Genomic DNA, 15945 nt, shown 5'->3' with positions numbered 1-15945 from the left:
GGGTGGCCCCGGCCGGGGCTGCCTTCACAACCCACCCCGAGGACATCACACCATGAAGAAGCTTCTCCCCCTGATGGCCATGGCCGCCTGTCTTTCCATCGGCGCCGTGCACGCGCAGGACAAGGCCCCGACGGCCCAGCAGAGCAAGATGGCGACCTGCAACAAGGAAGCTGGCGACAAAAAGGGCGATGAGCGCAAGGCGTTCATGAAGTCCTGCCTCTCTGCCAAGCCGGTGACGCAGCAGGACAAGATGAAGACCTGCAACGCCGACCCCAAGGCCAAGACGCTGAAGGGCGACGAGCGCAAGGCCTTCATGAAGGAATGTCTCTCGGCCAAGCCTGCGGCCTGAGCCCCGCTTCCCCGATCCGGCCCCGCGGCAGCTCCGCGGGGCTTTTTCATGAGCCCGCGCCGATGAACTGCCTGGCGACTACCTCAATACGCTGAACAGGTTGTTGAAGTCGTCGGTCCACGGCGCCAGGTCCGCGGCCGGCTCGGGCTGCGTGGCGACGCTGCGCACCGGCTCGCTCTGAAGGGCCTGCGGGTCGCTTGCCACCAGCATCCAGATGCTGCGCTCCGCATCGACCGCGTCCGGGTCGTCGTCGATCAGCGCGGTGTGCAGCCCGCGCACCTGCGCGAGCTTCGCCACCACCGCGTCGAGATGGAGGTAGCGGTTGGACACGTGGAAGGCGATCACGCCGCCGGGCTTCATGTGGCGCAGGTAGATGTCGATGGCCTGCACGGTCAGCAGGTGCGCCGGCACCGAGTCGGCCGAGAAGGCGTCCACGGCCAGCAGGTCGAAGGCCTGCGGCGCCTCGCGCTCCAGCGCCAGGCGGGCGTCGCCGAGCACGCGCTCGATGCGCGCCTCGCTGTCGCGCAGGTAGCTGAACTCCGTGTCGGCCAGCTCGAAGACGCGCGGGTTGATCTCGTAGACGCGGTACACATCCCCCGGCCGGCCGTAGGCTGCCAGCGTGCCCGCGCCCAGCCCGATGAGACCGACGCGGCGCGGGCCGGCGGGCGCCGCCTCGATCGCGCGGCCCACGCCGGAGCTGCTGCTGTAGTAGGAGCCGGGCCAGCGCCGGTTCGCGCTCGACAGGTACTGCTCGCCGTGCAGGGTCGCGCCGTGGTAGAGGCGCCGCACCCGGTCGTCGGGCAGGACGCCGGAGTCGACCACCATCATCGCGCCGTAGAAGTTGCGGTCCATGCGCCTCGCGCGCGCGTCGTCGCGCAGCTCCTCGGCCAGGAACCAGCCGCAGCAGGCCGCCATCGCCAGCGATGCCAGCACCCCCATGCGCCGGTGCCGCCACACCAGCGCCGCCGCGAGCGCGCACAGCACGAGCCCGATGCCCAGCTCGTAGAAGGTGGGCAGCACATGCGGTGCCACGAGGCCGACCAGCGCGCCGCCGGCCGCGCCGCCCAGCGAGAGCATCAGGTAGAAGCGGGTCAGGTAGGCGGATGCCGGCCGCAGGCGCGCCGTCTCGCCGTGCAGGCAGAGGCACAGCAGGAACAGCCCGATGAGGTAGATCGGCAACCCTGTGCGCAGGTGTGAGCCGATGCTGTCCTGCAGCCCGTAGGCGCACAGCGCCAGCATCGCGGCGGTCAGCGGGAGGACCACCGCGCGGCGGTACCAGCGATCGCTTTCGAAGCTCAGGATGAAGGACAGCAGGTAGACCGACAGCGGCAGCACCCAGAGGAAAGGCACCGGCGCCACGTTCTGCGTGACGTGGTTGGTCACGGCCAGCAGCAGCCAGGACCCGAGCGCGGGCAGCAGGAGCCACAGCAGCTGGTCGATGACGCGCGGCTTCGTTTCCGGGCCGCCCGCCGGGGCCGGGCCGGCGCCGGCCTGTGGCGCGGCCGGCATCGCCGCCGGCCAGCGCGCTGCGACGTAGATGGCGGTTGCCGCGCACAGCAGCACGAACAGGCCATAGCCCGCCGACCAGGCCCAGGCCTGTTGCTGCACGGTGCTGTGCGGCTCGATCAGCACGGGATAGCACAGCAGCGCCGCCAGCGAGGCCAGGTTGGACAGCGAGAAGTAGCGGTACACCTGCGCACCCCACGGCGTGCGCGTGATCCACGCCTGCACCAGCGGCCCGGTGGTGGACAGCAGGAAGTACGGCAGCCCGATGGTCGCGACCAGCAGGCCGAGGATGCGCAGCGTCGGCTCCTCGCCGCCGCCGGGCTTCCAGGACGCGTCCGCCAGCACCGGCATGAAGGCCAGGCTCGCCAGCAGCAGCGCGCCATGCAGCTTCGCCTGCGTGCGCGGACGCAGCCTGCGGGAGATCCAGTCGGCATAGGCGTAGCCCGCCAGCAATGCGACCTGGAAGAACACCATGCAGACGGACCACACCGCCGCCGAGCCGCCGAACCAGGGCAGGATCTGCTTGGCGACCAGCGGCTGCACCAGGAACAGCAGGAAGGCGCTGATGAAGATGGTGCCGGCGAACAGCGCCTTGGTCGACGCCGGCTGCATGTCGCTACCCTCGCGCGCCGAAGCCGCGCGCCAGGAACACGGCCACCAGCGGGATCAGCGCGATCAGGTGGGCCTGGATCATCACCAGCTTGCGCGTCTTCTTGATCTCGGCCGCATCGGGCAGCGTCCCGCTGGCGCGCACCGCCTTGCGCCAGCGGAAGTAGGTGAGCGTCGGGAAGATCGAGAGCACCCCGACGATGATGAAGAGCCCCAGCTTCACGTGCAGCAGCGGATTGGTCCAGTACCAGGCCGTGCCCTTGATGCCCCACCAGGTGCGGGCCAGGCCGCTCAGGAGCACGGCGATGGCCGCGATCCCGTACACCATGTCGACCCGCGCGATGCGTTCGACCGCCGCCGCGTTGAGCCATTCGACGCGGCACAGGGCGGCCTCGCTGGCGATGAAGACCACCATCGTGAGGATGGCCAGGAAATGCACGTACGCAAGGATCGCTTCGAGGGTCATCGGGTTCTTTCCGTTGAAGTCGCGGGCGCAGCGATTGTGCCGCCCCAGAACTCGGGCCGTGCGTATTGCACCTTCAGGAAGTCCAGCCACAGCCGCACTCGCAGCGGCAGGTGCTTGCGCTCGGGAAAGACGGCATAGATGCCGTTGGGCGGCGCGGCGAACTCGTCCAGCAGCGGCACCAGCAGGCCGGCGTCGATCTCGGCCTCCACCTCCCAGGTGCTGCGCCAGGCGATGCCGTGGCCCGCCAGGCACCAGTCGTGCAGCACCTGGCCGTCGGAGCAGTCCAGCGGGCCGCTGGGCTTCAGGTAGACGACCTCGTGCTCGCCCGCCTCCGCCGGCACGAGAAAGGCCCAGCCGCGGGTCTGCGAGGCGTCGCTGGAGAGGGTCAGGCAGGCGAAGCGCGCCAGCTCGTCCGGATGCCGCGGTGCGCCATGCCTGCGGATGAACTCCGGCGTGGCCACGCAGCGGCGGCGGTTGTCGGCCAGCCGCAGGCTGACCAGCGAGGAGTCGGGCAGGTCGCCCACGCGCACCGCGCAGTCGAAGTTCTCGCCGGCCACGTCGATCACGCGGTCGCTGAGGTTGAGCGAGATCGTGACCTCCGGATGCAGCGCGTGGAAACGTGGCACCAGCGGAGCCACATGGCGGCGGCCGAAGCCCGCGGGCGCCGTCACCCGCAGGTGGCCGCTGGCCTTGACGCCGCCCGCGCTCACGCTGGCCTCGGCATTGGCGAGCTCGACCAGCAGGCGCTGGCAGTCCTCCAGGAAGGCACTGCCCTCGTGCGTCAGCGTGATGCGGCGCGTGGTGCGCAACAGCAGCTTGACGCCCAGCCGTTCCTCCAGCGCATCGAGGCGCCGGCCCATGATCGCGGGCGCGACGCCCTCGGCCTTGGCGGCGGCGGTGAGGCTGCCGCGGGCGGCGATCGCGACGAAGGATTCGAGCTGCTTCAGGCGGTCCATCGGCGGGGATTATCCGGAGCGGGCACGCAGGCACCGCCCGAGCGCGCTCCGAATTCCTTGCCGATGCTTCCGGCTGCGTCCTCCTCAGGCGAAGTCCGTCCAGGAAGGAGGCGGCGCAGCGTTGCCGCTTCGGTGGCAAGCGGCACCACGCCGAAGACGCAGTACGCAAACAGACCGGCGGGCTTGCTGAGCGGGCGCGCAGTCGGGCGCGATTCAGGAAGACACGCGCCCGGCGCGCCGCGTCGACAGCAGCGCCCGGAGCTTGGCCGGCGCCACCGGCTTGGTCAGTAGCGTGACGCCGCCCTGGCGCAGGCGCTGCAGCGCCTCGGGCCCGGTGGCGCCCGAGACCAGCACGGCCAGTGCGTGGGGCTGCAGGCGGCGTGCGGCCTCGATCACTTCCATGCCGTCCTCGGCGTCGGCCAGCTGCAGGTCGCACAGCAGTACGTCGAAGCGCGTCTCGGGGTCGGCCAGGCGGCGCATCGCCTCGCTGCCGCTGTCCACGCACGCCACCTCGCAGTCCCACTGCGTGAGCAGCGAGCGGGTGGCGTCGAGGATGGCGGGATCGTCGTCCACCACCAGGCAGCGCAGCCCGGCCAGCGGCGAACTGGCCACCGGTTCCGGTGCCGGCGGCGGCACGTCGCGTGGATCGGCACCGGGCAGCTCCAGCGAGAAGGTGCTGCCGGCCTGCAGCGCGGAGCGCAGCCCGATGCGCGTGCCCAGCAGCGCCGCGATGCGGGCGCAGATGGCCAGCCCGAGGCCGAAGCCCTGGCGCCGGTCGCGCTCGGTGTTCGCCACCTGGTAGAACTCCTCGAAGATGCGCGCCTGGTGGATCGGCGCGATGCCCACGCCGTTGTCGCGCACCTCGATGCGCACTTGGCCGCCGCGGCGCCGCGCCGCCACCAGCACCGTGCCGTCGAGCCCGCTGTGGGTGATCGCATTGCCGACCAGGTTGCCGAGGATGCGCAGCAGCAGCGCGGGGTCGGAGCGCACCGCGAGGCCGCGGTCCTGCCACACCAGCCGCACCTGCGAGGCTGCGGCGCGCGCCGCATGCTGGGCGCCGAGCTGGTCGAACAGCATCGCCAGCGAGACGTTGCCGATGGCCGGCGTCAGCACCTGCGCATCCAGGCGCGAGATCTCGAGCAGGTCGTCGAGCAGCACGCCCATGAACTCGGCGCCTTCCTGCAGCCGCAGCACCGCGGGGCGCTGCGTCGCGCTGGCGGTGGGCAGCAGGCCATCGATGAACAGGCCCATCGCATGCAGCGGCTGGCGCAGGTCGTGGCTGGCCGCGGCCAGGAAGCGGGCGCGCGAGAGCGCGGCCTGCTCGGCCTCGGCCATGCGCTGCAGCGCGACGGCGGTGGCCTCGCGCACCTGTTCTTCGCTCTGCTGCCGGTTGCGCTGCAGGCGCTCGGCGAGGCGGTTGATGTCGTGCGCCAGGCTGGCGAGCTCGTGCTGCGCGCGGCGCGCGCGCTTTTCGCCGCCCGCCTGCGCCGCGGCGCCCTCGCGCACGACCACGTTGCAGCGCGCATCGAACTGGCCGGCCTCGAGCGCGGCCACGGTGCGCGAGATGCGGCGCAGCGGCTGCGCGACGGTGCGCGCGGTGTGCCGCACCCAGGCCCAGGCCGCGATCAGCGCAATCATCGCGATGCCGATGCCTGCCATCAGCGAGCGCGTGCGCTCGTGCGCGTAGGCGGTGGTGTCGCGGAAGGCCTGCACCAGGCCGATGGGCTGCTCGCCCGCAGCGGTCGCGCCCTCGGGCGCGAACGCGCTGGCCTTCGAGGCCTCGCGCAGCGTCACCGGCGCGGTGAACATGCGCAGCTGCCCCATGGGCGCAGCCTTGGAGCCCGCCGTCACGTAGATGCCGGCGCTGTTGCTGATCTCCACCCGCGTCACCTGGCCGCCGCGCAGGGCTGCGTTCGCCACGTTCTGCAGCGCCGGCAGGTCGCCGGCATAGAGGCTCAGGTCGGACATCGCGGCGACCTGGCGCGCCACCGCCTGGCCCTCGGCATTGAAGGCGGCGTCCAGCGTGTCGAGGCGGCTGTGGGTGAACCAGGCGGTGAGCGCCAGGGCCACTGCCGCGCAGGGCACCACGCCGAGCCGGAACAGGTCGCGCCGCAGGCTGCCGCCGACCACCACCGCCCGGGCATCTGCGGCGGGTTCGGCGAGGCGTGCGGCGGTGGCCACGGCCAGAGGGGGGATGGAGGAAATCATCGGGCGGCGGTCACCCGCTCGGTCAGCTCGCGCTCTTCGGGCAGGCGCAGGCCCAGGCCGCGTGCGACGGTCGCGTTGACGCGCACCGTGGAGGGGGTCGCCGCCTCCACCAGCAGCCCGCCGGCAACGGGCCCCATGGCCAGCTTCTGCCCGAGTGCGCGCGCCTGCTGCGCGAGCTGCCCGGGCGTCGAGACCGCGGCTGCCAGCCCGCCGGAACGCACCAGGCCGTCGCTGGTGCCGAACACCGGCAGGCCGGCCGTGGCGCCGGCACGCAGCACCGAGAGGGTGGCGGGCTGGCTGTCGCCGATCAGGTCGGGCAGCACCATCAGCGCATCGCTGCGCGGCACCAGCGTGCGCAGCACCGAGGCCAGCGACCTGGCATCCGGCGCGTACTCGACCTGCAGGTCCCACCCCTGGGCGGCGCGCTGCAGCTCTCGCACGATCGGCTCCGACTCGGCGGTCGCCACCACGCCGAGCCGGCGCTTCTGCGGCAGCACGGCGTCGATGAGCGCGAGCTGATCGGCCATCGCCGGCTCGCGCAGCAGCACCCCGACCTGGCGATCGCCGCGCTTGAGTGCGGGGTTGCTCTTGAGACTCTCGTAGTCGAGCCGGCTCAGCATCGCGAGCACCAGCGGGTCCTGGCCCGGCCGTTCGATCGCGCTGCGCGCCGCGGCCACGCCGACCGCCATGGTGACCGGCAGGTCCACCGGCGGATTGGGGCGAAGGCTGCGGGTGCGCACGGCCGCGTTCACGCGATCCTCGCCGCCGGACGCCACGCGGTCCGCGGGCGTGCCGTCGGCGGGCAGGCGCACCAGCTCGAAGCGGCTGCTCGCGTCCTGCGACTCGCGCAGGAGGCGCACGAATTCTGCGTGGGCCGCGTTGTCGTCGGCCAGCAGCACCGTGAGTCCGGCTGCGTGCGCGCCGGCAGCGAGCACGGCCGCGCAGGCCGCGCCCGCGATGGCGCGCAGCCCCCGAAGGAGCCAAGAGGAAGGATTCACGAACATGAAGTGCACCGGCTGTGGGTGATGGAGCCAATGTACGGAGCCGGCTCTTTCCGCGCGATAAGGCAGAGGGCTTATGTCGGCCCGTGCGACGAGGCATTGCGCCGTGGAACGCGGCAAGTTCGCGGCTTCTCGGCCTATGCCTTATTTCGTATCTCTTGGACCGTCGCCTGGCGCACCGCTGCCAGCTGCGCGCCGATGGCCTGCCGCAGCAGCTTGGGCGACACCGGCTTGTAGAGCACGGCCACGCCCGCGCTGGCGACTTCGCGCAGCCGGTCGGGCTTGGTCTCGCCGGTCACCAGCAGGCGCGCGGTCGACGCGCCGATGCCGCGGGGATGGCGCTCCAGCGCGGCCAGCACATCCAGGCCGTTGTCGCCGCCCTGCAGCAGCAGGTCGCTCACCACCAGGTCGGGCGGCCGCTCCCAGCTGTCGGCGAAAGCCAGCGCCTCGCTGCGCGTCTGCGCGGTCATCACCTCGGCGCCCCAGTTGCTGAGCACCACCTGCAGCCCTTCGAGGATGCTGCGCTCGTCGTCGATCACCAGCGCGCGCACGTGGCGCAGGCTCGGCTCCTCCTCGACAGCTGCGGCGGCCGGCACCGCGCCGGGCGCCGGCAGCGCCGGCTCGGCGGCGCGCACCAGGACGCGCACGCAGGTGCCCTTGTGCGGGCGCGAGCTCAGCTCGACCTGCGTGTTCAGCAGGGAGGCCAGCCGCTGCACGGTGGCCAGGCCCAGCCCCATGCCACGCGCGTCGCGGCCCTGGCGCGGCTGGGGCTCGACCTGGTAGAACTCCTCGAAGACCCGCAACTGGTGGTGCTCCGCGATGCCGACGCCGGTGTCCACCACGTCGATGCGCACGCTGCGCCCGCGCCGCCGCGCGCCGACCAGCACGCCGCCCTGCGTGGTGTGGCGCAGCGAGTTCGACACCAGGTTGTTGAGGATGCGCGAGAGCATCACGTAGTCGCTGCGCACCCACAGCTCGGTCTTGCGCACCACCAGCCGCAGGTTCTGCTGCTCGGCCACCGGCCGGAAGTTGCGGCTGATCTCGTCGAACAGCTGGTCCAGCGCGAAATCCGCCCACTGCGGCTGCAGCACGCCGGCATCGAGCTGAGAAAGATTGAGCAGGCCCGAGAACAGGCGGTCCAGCGAATCCACGCATTCGCGGATGTGGCCAATGCGCTGCAGGCGCACCGGGTCGGTCTCGCCGTTGGCCAGGCCGTCGGAGAACAGCGTGAGCGCATGCAGCGGCTGGCGCAGGTCGTGGCTGGCGGCGGCCAGTAGCCGCGTCTTGGCCTGGCTCGCCACCTCGAGCTGCTGGTTCTTGCTGGCCAGCTCGGCGGTGGCATGGGCGATGCGGCTCTCGAGCAGCGCGCGGCTTTCGGACAACGCGGCGGCTGCCTCGTTGAAGCCGTGCTGCAGCCGCCGCACCTCGGCCGTGCCCTCGACCGCCACCTGCACTTCCTCGCCGGCGCCCAGGCGGTCCACCGCCTCGCCCAGCGCCCGGATCGGTGCGCTGATGCGGCGCGCCGCCCACCAGCCCGCCAGCCCCACGCCCACCAGGCTGGCCGCCAGCACCAGCACCACGTTGAGCCAGACCGAGCGCTTGGCGCGCTCCACCGCGTCGAGGCTGATCTCCACCATCACCTTGCCGGCATGCCGGCCGTCGTCGGCCACGATCGGCGCCACCACCTGCAGGCCCTCGCCGCGCTCGCGGTCCTGGGTCTCGGAGTTGGCCAGGATCTCGCCGTCCTCCGACCAGATCTGCACCTGCTGCACGTGCGGCTGGTAGCTGCCGGACTGGGCGGTGCGCTGCAGCGCGCGACGGTCCATGCGCTGCAGCTGCGACTGGGCCACGGTGGCCACCTGCAGCGCCACGGTCTGGGCGTTGGCGCGCATCAGCTCCGTCACGTTCGTGAGGTGCTGGCGCGTCAGCACCGCGATGGCGCCCAGCGTGGCCACGGTGGCCGGCAGCAGCGCCAGCAGCACCAATTGCTGCGCCAGCGTCAGGCGCACCAGCAGGCGCAGGGCGCGGAAGGGCCAATTCATCGTTGGATCAGCCGCGCGCCCGCGTGGCGCCGGGGCTTCGACTGAAGTGACTGAAGTACATGTCCAGGGGAAAAAGTCACGGAATCTGCCAAAGTTGGTTTCTAATTGTGTTCTCGAGAGAACAGCTTTGACCAGCCCGTTGTCGGAGCCCCAGCCCAACGTGTTCCCCAAGAAGATGCAGGCCCCTGTCCATGCCGCCCCCTGGAGTACCTTCGCCTTCGGCTACGGTGCTGTTCGCCTTCGGAGCGGCCATGCGGCTCACTGGATGACCCTGCGTTCAAAGCTCGCTTTGCACATGATGGCACGGCGCCTGTCGGCGCTTGCATGGCGCTGCATCCTCGCTGCCTTGCTGGGCCTGCCGCTCGCGGCCACGATGCAGGCCGCTTCCGCCGCGGACGAGGCCCCGCTGCGCTTCGGCATCCTGCCCCTGGGCGGCGCCTTCGAATCGCGCAACGACTGGGAGCCGCTGCTGACGGACCTGAGCCGCGCCATCGGCCGGCCGGTGAGCGTGCTCTCGGTCAACTCGTACGAGGCGCTCGAGCAGGCGATCCAGCGCGACCAGGTCGACATGGCTTTTCTCTCCGGCAAGATGGCCCTCGATGCCGTCTCGCAACGGCGTATGAACGTGGTCGGGCAGGTCACGCGCCACGACGGCCTGCCGGGCTACCGCGCCCTGCTGCTCACGCGCAAGACCGGGCCGCGCACCACGCTCAAGGGCCTGCTGGCCGAGCCCGAGAGCTGGCGCCTGGCGCGCGGCGAGAGCCGCTCGGTCTCGGGCTTCATCGTGCCGCAGCTGCAGCTCTTCCTGCCCAACCACATCGTGATGGAAACCCGCTTCGCGAGCGAGGTGGTCGGCACGCACCAGGCCACCGCCCTGGCCGTGGCCAATGGCGAAGCCGACGTGGCGACCAACAACACCGCCGACTTCGAACGCTTCCGGCTCCAGTTCCCGGTCGAGGCCGAGCGCCTCCAGGTGATCTGGGAATCGGAGCTGATCCCACATGCGCAGATCGTGGTGCGGCGCGACTACAGCCCCGAGTTCCAGAAGAAGGTGCAGGCCTTCCTGGTCGACTACGCGCGCAGCAAGGGCCCGCGCGGCGATGCCGAGCGCGCCGTGCTCAAGTCGCTGCACGACCTCGCGGGCTTCGTGCCGGCCGACAACACCTCGCTGCTGCCGGCCGCCAAGCTGGCCTACCAGCTGGCACGCCAGAGCGCGATGACCTCGCAGTGGGTCAACGAGGCTGCGCGGCAGGCGCGGCTGCAGCGCATCGAAAACGCCTATGCAGAGCAGTTGGCGGTCTTGCGCGGCAATGCACCCTGAAGCGGGCGCGCGGCGGCGCTTCATGGCGCTGGCCGCGGCGGTGCTGCTCGCCTTGCCTGCGACCCCGTCCTTTGCACAGCGCGCGCGCACCGAGGCGGCTGCTCCCCTGCGCTTCGGCGTGCTGCCGGTCGGCGGAGCGGTCGAGTCGCGCGAGAGCTGGACGCCGCTGCTGGGCGACCTGAGCCGCGCGCTCGGCCGGCCGGTGAGCGTGCTGTCCGTGAGCTCCTATGAATCGCTGGACCAGGCGATCCGGCGCGGCGAGGTGGACTTCGCCCTCCTGTCTGCCAAGCTGGCGCTCGACGCCGTCTCGACGCAGCGGATGAGCACCGCACGGCCGCCCGAAGGCGGACGTCCTCCAATGCTCGTCGTGGCGCAGGTGAAGCGCAACCCCGGCGTGTCCGCGCATCGGGCAGTGCTGCTCACCCGCACGGGCGCCCCGCCCCGCACGCTGAAGGAGGTTCTGGACTCACCCGAGCGATGGCGCCTGGCGCGCGGCGACAGCCGCTCGATCTCCGGCTTCATCGTGCCGCAGCAGGAACTCTTCCTTCCCCACGGCATCGCCATGGAGCGCTTCCGCAGCGAGCTGGTCGATACCCACCAGGGCACGGCGCTGGCGGTGGCCAACGGCGATGCCGACGTCGCCACCAACAACACCACCGACTTCGAGCGCTTCAGGCTGCAGTTCCCGGTCGAGGCGGCGCGGCTGCAGGTGATCTGGGAATCCGGCCCCACGCCGCCGGCCCTGTTCGTGGCGCGGCGCGACCAGCCCGCGGCGCTGCAGAAGGCCTTGCAGGATTTCCTGGTGGGCTACGGCCAGGCGCGGGGTCCGCGCGGCGACGCCGAGCGCGAAGTGCTGAAGCAACTGCAGGCACCCCTGGGCTACGTGGCGCAGGACAACAGCGCGCTGCTGTCGACCGCCGCCCTGGACTATCAGCTCGCCCGGCAGCGCGCGCTCAACGCGAAATGGGTCAGCCCGGCGGCGCGCGAGGCCCGGCTCGAGCGCATCGAGCGCAGCTACGCGCAGCAGGTGGCGACGCTGCGTGGCGCCGCGCCCTGAGCGGCCCATGGCTGCGCGCCATTGTTCGCGCAGCAGCTCTACTTGGCACATAGATTTCATGCTCCCCGAGCCGCTTCGGTCGGCCACGCATTGATTGCCCCAAATCTAGAGTTTTCTGACGCGGCTGCCAATGTTGCGGCGCCGCGCACCAGAATCCGGCCCTTCAAAAACAACAAGGGTCGACGTGATGAGTGTCAGGGGAGGTTCCGGGCCTGTGGCCCGGAACAATACGCGCACCTATGGGAGGAAGCGCAAGACATGGGCGATGGCCCTGCCGGCCGCGGCCGCGCTGGCGGCTCTGGCGCACGCCCAGACGGCCCCGCTGCCCGCGGCGCCCAACCCTTTCGTCGAGGAGCAGCGCCAGCAGGAACGCGAGCGCGCCCTGCGCCGGCAGCAGGAGCGTACCGTCGACACCCGCCTGCAGCCCGACGCCCGGCCCGAGGATCGCCGGCTGCCGAAGGACGAGGCGCCGTGCCTTCGCATCGATCGCATCGTGCTGGCCGGCGAGCGCGCCCAGGACTTCCAGTGGGCGCTGGCCGCCGCCGGCGAGGACGGCAGCGACGATCCGCGTGGCCGCTGCATCGGCACCGAGGGCATCGACATCGTGATCGCGCGGCTGCAGCGGGCGGTGGTTGCGCGCGGCTACGTCACCACCCGCGTGCTCGCCGCGCCGCAGCAGCTGGCCCAGGGCACACTGACCCTGACGCTGATCCCCGGCCGCATCGCCGCCATTCGATTCGCCGAAGGCAACGAGGGGCGCACCCGCCTTGCCGCCGCCATCCCCGCGCGCCCCGGCGGTCTGATCAACCTGCGCGACATGGAGCAGGGCCTGGAGAACCTGAAGCGCGCGCCCACGGCCGAGGCCGATATCCAGATCGAGCCTTCGACTGCCGCCGACGCGCGCCCCGGCGACAGCGACCTGGTCGTCAAGTACGCGCAGCGCTTTCCGCTGCGCACCACCTTGAGCCTCGACGACAGCGGCACCCAGGCCACCGGCAAGACGCAGGCCGGCGCCACCGTCGCCTGGGACAACCCGCTGGGACTCAACGACCTGATCTACGTCAGCCTCAACCACGACGCCTTCAACCACCCGGGGCAGGGCACCAGCGGCCAGACCGTGCACTACTCGCTGCCCTGGGGCTATTGGCTCGCGAGCGCCACCGCCTCGCAGGGCAGGTACCACCAGACCGTGCACGGCGCGGACCAGGCTTACGTCTATGCAGGCGAGTCGGCCAATGCCGAGCTCAAGCTCTCGCGCCTGGTCTACCGCGACCAGCGCCGCAAGACCACGCTGGCCCTGCGCGCCTTCCGGCGCAGCGCGCACAACTTCGTCGAGGACGCCGAGCTCCCGGTGCAGCGGCGCGCTACCGCCGGCTGGGAGCTGGGCCTGGCGCACCGCGAATTCATCGGCGAGGCGACGCTCGATGCCAGCCTGGCGGGGCGGCGCGGCACCGGCGCCTTCGGGGCACTGCATGCGCCCGAGGAGAAATTTGGCGACGGCACTTCGCGCTTCCGGATCGCCACGGCCGAGCTCGGCCTCAATGCGCCCTTCCAGCTCGGCGCGCAGAAGCTGCGCTTCGTGGGCCTGTGGCGCGCGCAGTGGAGCCCGGGCGCGCTCACTCCCCAGGATCGCTTCTCGATCGGCGGGCGCTACACCGTGCGCGGCTTCGACGGTGAGTCGAGCCTGATGGGCGAGCGTGGCTGGCTGCTGCGCAACGACATCGGCTGGGCGCTGGGCGCGAGCGGCGCCGAGCTCTACCTCGGCCTCGACCACGGGCAGGTCGCCGGGCCTTCCACGCGGCAATTGGAGGGTCGCCGACTGAGCGGCGGCGTGGTCGGACTGCGCGGCGTATGGAAGGGGCTGAGCTACGACTTCTTCGTCGGTGCGCCCATTGCGAAGCCCGAGGGCTTCCGCACGGCTGCGACCACGGCGGGATTCAACCTGAACTACAGCTTTTGACGCGTACGCAGGAAGAAAAAGAATATGAACAAGCATCTTCACAGGGTCGTCTTCAACGCCGCAACCCCACGCAATTGCGCGGCGCCATCGAGGTCAGCGGCCAGCGCGCCGAGGTCATCGTGGCCAACCCCGCGGGCATCGCCGTCGATGGCGGCACCTTCATCCGCCATCCGCGCCACCAACGGTTATGAGGCGCTGCGTTCGGTCCAACCCGGCACAGCCAAGCTGGTCGTACGAAGCCGCGGGCACCCCGCGCATTTCTACGTCAGCACATCGCCGCAACCCTGCCAAGAGTTCCAGTCCTTGGGTCTCGTCGAACGAGGTCGGCATGCATTCCGCGCGCTTCTCGGTGGACTATGTGCCGCGCGTCAACCTGAGCGCCTATCTCATCAGGCCCGGGGAGCAAGAGACCGTCTACGACGAGACCATCTACTACGGCGCCGATTCAAGCGGCAACGCATCCTGGAGCGTGCCTGCCAATCCCGCCCACCGCTGGTCGAGCTTCGGCGAGCTGGTCGCGAAGCCGCAGGAAGTCGCTCGCAGCTATGACGAGGCGCTCGAGGCCTTGGCGGCGAGGATTGCGCAGAACATCCGGCAGCAATTCAGGCCGGCGTCCGCGCGGATCTCCGCTGCGCCCTGATACACGCGACACGGCGAATCGGCCAACCCGCTTGCCGGCAGAGCAGGACCCGGTTCACACACCCTGTATCACCGCCATGATGTTCCCCTCCGTATCCTTGAACCAGGCCGCCTTCGCCCCGCCCTCGTTCACGATCCCGTTGGCGTCCTGCCCCGGCATCCCGTAGTCCTCGAACACCACCCCGCGCTTCTTCAGCTCGGCCACTTCGCTCTCGATATCCGCCACTTGCCAAAAGGCTTGGCTGGCCTGCGAGGTGCCCGCATTGGGCGTGGGGTACAGGAAGCAGCTGGTGCCGCCGGCGCAGTCGTAGACCACGCCGCCGGCGATCTCCGCCTTGGGTTGGAAGCCCAGCTTCTGCTCGTAGAACCGGCGCGCCCGGTCGACGTCCTTCGCGGGGATGTAGGCATACATCGGGGATTTCTGAAGCATGGCATTTCTCCTGTAACACCCAGGCCCGCATTCTGCGACCCGAACGGCGCGCCGTTGTAGAAGGGCTGCCCCTGCCGCTCGAGAGGCGCGGTGGCGCCGTCCTTACACGAACGATGGCCGCGCGCTGACAGGGCCGCGGGGCCGCGCGTGAGCTGATGTAACCATGACGACTAGCCGGCGATTCCTCCTCTCTTCCTACAACGTGATGGGCCGTGCGCTTGCGGCCTTTTCCTGCGCAGCCATCGCGGCCTGCGGTGGTGGCGGCGGAGGCGGTGGGGGTGCGCTGCCTGTGCTCGCGTCGACACCCGCCAGCAACGCCGGCGCTCCAGCCACCACCCCGCCCGCGACGGCGACACCCAACGACGGCGTACAACCCGCGACGCTGGTCGCGTCCGTCCCGCCCGCCACCTATGGCGCGGGCTCGGAAGGCCGCCAAGCCTTCGAACTGCTGAACGCAGAGCGCGGGCGCTGCGGCTTCGGCCTGGTCGCGCAGAACGCCCAGCTCGACGCGGCCGCGCAGGCGCATGCGGACTGGCAGATTCTCAACAACCAGCTCAGCCACACCGAAGTGACGGGCACGCCCGGCTTCACGGGCGTCACCCCCCTGGACCGGGTTTCGGCCGCGGGTTATGTGGCCGCCGGCGTAGGCGAAGAGATCTCGAGCTTGTTCTATTCCGGCTCGATCGCCGGCACGGGCGTCTTCGGTGTGCGGGCGCTGCTCGCGCTGCCCTACCACCAGCTCGGAATGCTCAGCGGCTATCGCGACGTGGGCATCGCGCTGCGTGGCAGTGACCAACTCGGCACCACCGCCAGCAGGGGTCCGCGCACGGTGCAGCAGTTCAACCTCGGCTTCACGCGCTCGGCCGGCCGCCAGGAGCCCGCTGGCGACCAGGTGCTCACCTATCCCTGCGAAGGGACGACGGGTGTCTTCTACGAGATCACCAACGAGACGCCCAACCCGGTGCCGGGCCGCGACCTGCGGGCCAGCCCGCTCGGCCCGGGCGTGGTGGTCGCCGTGCGAAGCGGACAGACGCTCACGATCTCCTCGGCCACGATGACCACGCTGTCGGGCCGCGCGCCCGTCGCGTTGCGGCCGCCGCTGACCAAGAACAGCGACCCGAACGCGGTGCTGGCGCCCCACCAGGCGGTGCTCATTCCCGACGCCTCCCTCATGCCGAACACCAGCTACACCGTGAGCGTCGCCGGGACCAACGACGGCACGCCTTTCGAGAAGACCTTCAACTTCGCGACCGGCGCCGGCGCGGCCCGTTGACTGCGCCTCTGCGCCCGCCGGGCAGCGCCGCCGCCTAGCCCCTTCGCACTATCCCGCCCTCGCCGGCTAGGCCGTTAGCCAGATTTGCCGCGCGCTCCTCGCGCCGGAAACTAGATGTTTCCTACCCC

At 71.0% G+C, this 15945-nt stretch carries 14 protein-coding genes; 7 read left to right on the top strand and 7 right to left on the bottom strand.

The annotated features are described in order from the left end of the window. Window positions 1-52: 52 nt before the first annotated feature. The gene (locus E5P3_RS27960) at window positions 53-349 is read left to right on the top strand and encodes a PsiF family protein (protein WP_162588927.1); all 297 of its coding nucleotides are present in this window, start codon (window positions 53-55) and stop codon (window positions 347-349) included. 78 nt (window positions 350-427) lie between these two features. Here E5P3_RS27960 and E5P3_RS27955 read toward each other — a convergent pair whose 3' ends face one another. The 6 genes from E5P3_RS27955 to E5P3_RS27930 all read right to left on the bottom strand — a co-directional run bounded on the left by E5P3_RS27955 (window position 428) and on the right by E5P3_RS27930 (window position 9137). Beyond that, window positions 428-2467: a spermidine synthase gene (locus E5P3_RS27955; RefSeq protein WP_162588926.1), complete on the bottom strand. Its 2040-nt coding sequence runs from the start codon at window positions 2465-2467 to the stop codon at window positions 428-430. Between the two features lie 4 nt (window positions 2468-2471). After that, a complete protein-coding gene (locus E5P3_RS27950) occupies window positions 2472-2930 on the bottom strand; it encodes a DUF2214 family protein (RefSeq protein ID WP_162588925.1) in 459 nt (152 codons plus the stop codon). After that, entirely contained in the window at window positions 2927-3886 is a 960-nt protein-coding gene (locus tag E5P3_RS27945; protein WP_162588924.1) for a LysR family transcriptional regulator, read from the bottom strand. The genes E5P3_RS27950 and E5P3_RS27945 overlap by 4 nt, the downstream gene beginning before the upstream one ends. Before the next feature lie 213 nt (window positions 3887-4099). Further along, window positions 4100-6094: an ATP-binding response regulator gene (locus tag E5P3_RS27940; protein WP_162588923.1), complete on the bottom strand. Its 1995-nt coding sequence runs from the start codon at window positions 6092-6094 to the stop codon at window positions 4100-4102. Next, on the bottom strand, window positions 6091-7098 hold the full coding sequence (locus tag E5P3_RS27935) for an ABC transporter substrate-binding protein (RefSeq protein ID WP_162588922.1): 1008 nt from the start codon (window positions 7096-7098) through the stop codon (window positions 6091-6093). Before E5P3_RS27935 ends, E5P3_RS27940 begins: the two co-directional genes overlap by 4 nt. Window positions 7099-7232: 134 nt before the next feature. Then, the gene (locus E5P3_RS27930) at window positions 7233-9137 is read right to left on the bottom strand and encodes an ATP-binding response regulator (RefSeq protein WP_162588921.1); all 1905 of its coding nucleotides are present in this window, start codon (window positions 9135-9137) and stop codon (window positions 7233-7235) included. Window positions 9138-9435: 298 nt separating this feature from the next. Between E5P3_RS27930 and phnD the strand changes: the two genes are divergently transcribed. From phnD to E5P3_RS27905, 5 genes are all read left to right on the top strand, one after another. Then, the gene (gene phnD, locus E5P3_RS27925) at window positions 9436-10458 is read left to right on the top strand and encodes a phosphate/phosphite/phosphonate ABC transporter substrate-binding protein (RefSeq protein WP_162589911.1); all 1023 of its coding nucleotides are present in this window, start codon (window positions 9436-9438) and stop codon (window positions 10456-10458) included. Continuing rightward, window positions 10448-11515 carry a phosphate/phosphite/phosphonate ABC transporter substrate-binding protein gene (locus tag E5P3_RS27920; protein WP_174263110.1) on the top strand — a complete coding sequence of 356 codons (1068 nt, stop codon included), beginning with the start codon at window positions 10448-10450 and terminating at the stop codon, window positions 11513-11515. Before phnD ends, E5P3_RS27920 begins: the two co-directional genes overlap by 11 nt. A 265-nt stretch (window positions 11516-11780) precedes the next feature. Next, window positions 11781-13475: a ShlB/FhaC/HecB family hemolysin secretion/activation protein gene (locus tag E5P3_RS27915; protein WP_162588920.1), complete on the top strand. Its 1695-nt coding sequence runs from the start codon at window positions 11781-11783 to the stop codon at window positions 13473-13475. Then, complete coding sequence (locus E5P3_RS27910; protein WP_162588919.1) at window positions 13472-13666, top strand: filamentous hemagglutinin N-terminal domain-containing protein; 195 nt, start codon at window positions 13472-13474, stop codon at window positions 13664-13666. Before E5P3_RS27915 ends, E5P3_RS27910 begins: the two co-directional genes overlap by 4 nt. A gap of 137 nt (window positions 13667-13803) precedes the next feature. Further along, entirely contained in the window at window positions 13804-14115 is a 312-nt protein-coding gene (locus E5P3_RS27905; RefSeq protein WP_162588918.1) for a hypothetical protein, read from the top strand. A 54-nt stretch (window positions 14116-14169) separates the two neighbouring features. On the opposite strand, the gene E5P3_RS27900 is transcribed toward E5P3_RS27905, so the two are convergent. Further along, window positions 14170-14544, bottom strand: a complete 375-nt coding sequence (locus tag E5P3_RS27900; RefSeq protein WP_162588917.1) for a VOC family protein — start codon at window positions 14542-14544, stop codon at window positions 14170-14172. A 163-nt stretch (window positions 14545-14707) separates the two neighbouring features. Between E5P3_RS27900 and E5P3_RS27895 the strand changes: the two genes are divergently transcribed. Then, on the top strand, window positions 14708-15817 hold the full coding sequence (locus E5P3_RS27895; protein WP_162588916.1) for a CAP domain-containing protein: 1110 nt from the start codon (window positions 14708-14710) through the stop codon (window positions 15815-15817). Window positions 15818-15945 lie beyond the last annotated feature (128 nt).

Origin of the sequence: Variovorax sp. RA8 (genome assembly GCF_901827175.1) — a bacterium.
Classification (GTDB): Bacteria; Pseudomonadota; Gammaproteobacteria; order Burkholderiales; family Burkholderiaceae_C; genus Variovorax.
This window is presented reverse-complemented; position numbering and strand designations above follow the sequence as displayed.

Bases quoted from the DNA above. Each gene is read 5' to 3' on its own strand.
- E5P3_RS27960 (WP_162588927.1), top strand. From the start codon at position 53: ATGAAGAAGCTTCTCCCCCTGATGGCCATGGCCGCCTGTCTTTCCATC.
- E5P3_RS27955 (WP_162588926.1), bottom strand. From the start codon at position 2,467: ATGCAGCCGGCGTCGACCAAGGCGCTGTTCGCCGGCACCATCTTCATC.
- E5P3_RS27950 (WP_162588925.1), bottom strand. From the start codon at position 2,930: ATGACCCTCGAAGCGATCCTTGCGTACGTGCATTTCCTGGCCATCCTC.
- E5P3_RS27945 (WP_162588924.1), bottom strand. From the start codon at position 3,886: ATGGACCGCCTGAAGCAGCTCGAATCCTTCGTCGCGATCGCCGCCCGC.
- E5P3_RS27940 (WP_162588923.1), bottom strand. From the start codon at position 6,094: ATGATTTCCTCCATCCCCCCTCTGGCCGTGGCCACCGCCGCACGCCTC.
- E5P3_RS27935 (WP_162588922.1), bottom strand. From the start codon at position 7,098: ATGTTCGTGAATCCTTCCTCTTGGCTCCTTCGGGGGCTGCGCGCCATC.
- E5P3_RS27930 (WP_162588921.1), bottom strand. From the start codon at position 9,137: ATGAATTGGCCCTTCCGCGCCCTGCGCCTGCTGGTGCGCCTGACGCTG.
- phnD (WP_162589911.1), top strand. From the start codon at position 9,436: ATGGCACGGCGCCTGTCGGCGCTTGCATGGCGCTGCATCCTCGCTGCC.
- E5P3_RS27920 (WP_174263110.1), top strand. From the start codon at position 10,448: ATGCACCCTGAAGCGGGCGCGCGGCGGCGCTTCATGGCGCTGGCCGCG.
- E5P3_RS27915 (WP_162588920.1), top strand. From the start codon at position 11,781: ATGGCCCTGCCGGCCGCGGCCGCGCTGGCGGCTCTGGCGCACGCCCAG.
- E5P3_RS27905 (WP_162588918.1), top strand. From the start codon at position 13,804: ATGCATTCCGCGCGCTTCTCGGTGGACTATGTGCCGCGCGTCAACCTG.
- E5P3_RS27900 (WP_162588917.1), bottom strand. From the start codon at position 14,544: ATGCTTCAGAAATCCCCGATGTATGCCTACATCCCCGCGAAGGACGTC.
- E5P3_RS27895 (WP_162588916.1), top strand. From the start codon at position 14,708: ATGACGACTAGCCGGCGATTCCTCCTCTCTTCCTACAACGTGATGGGC.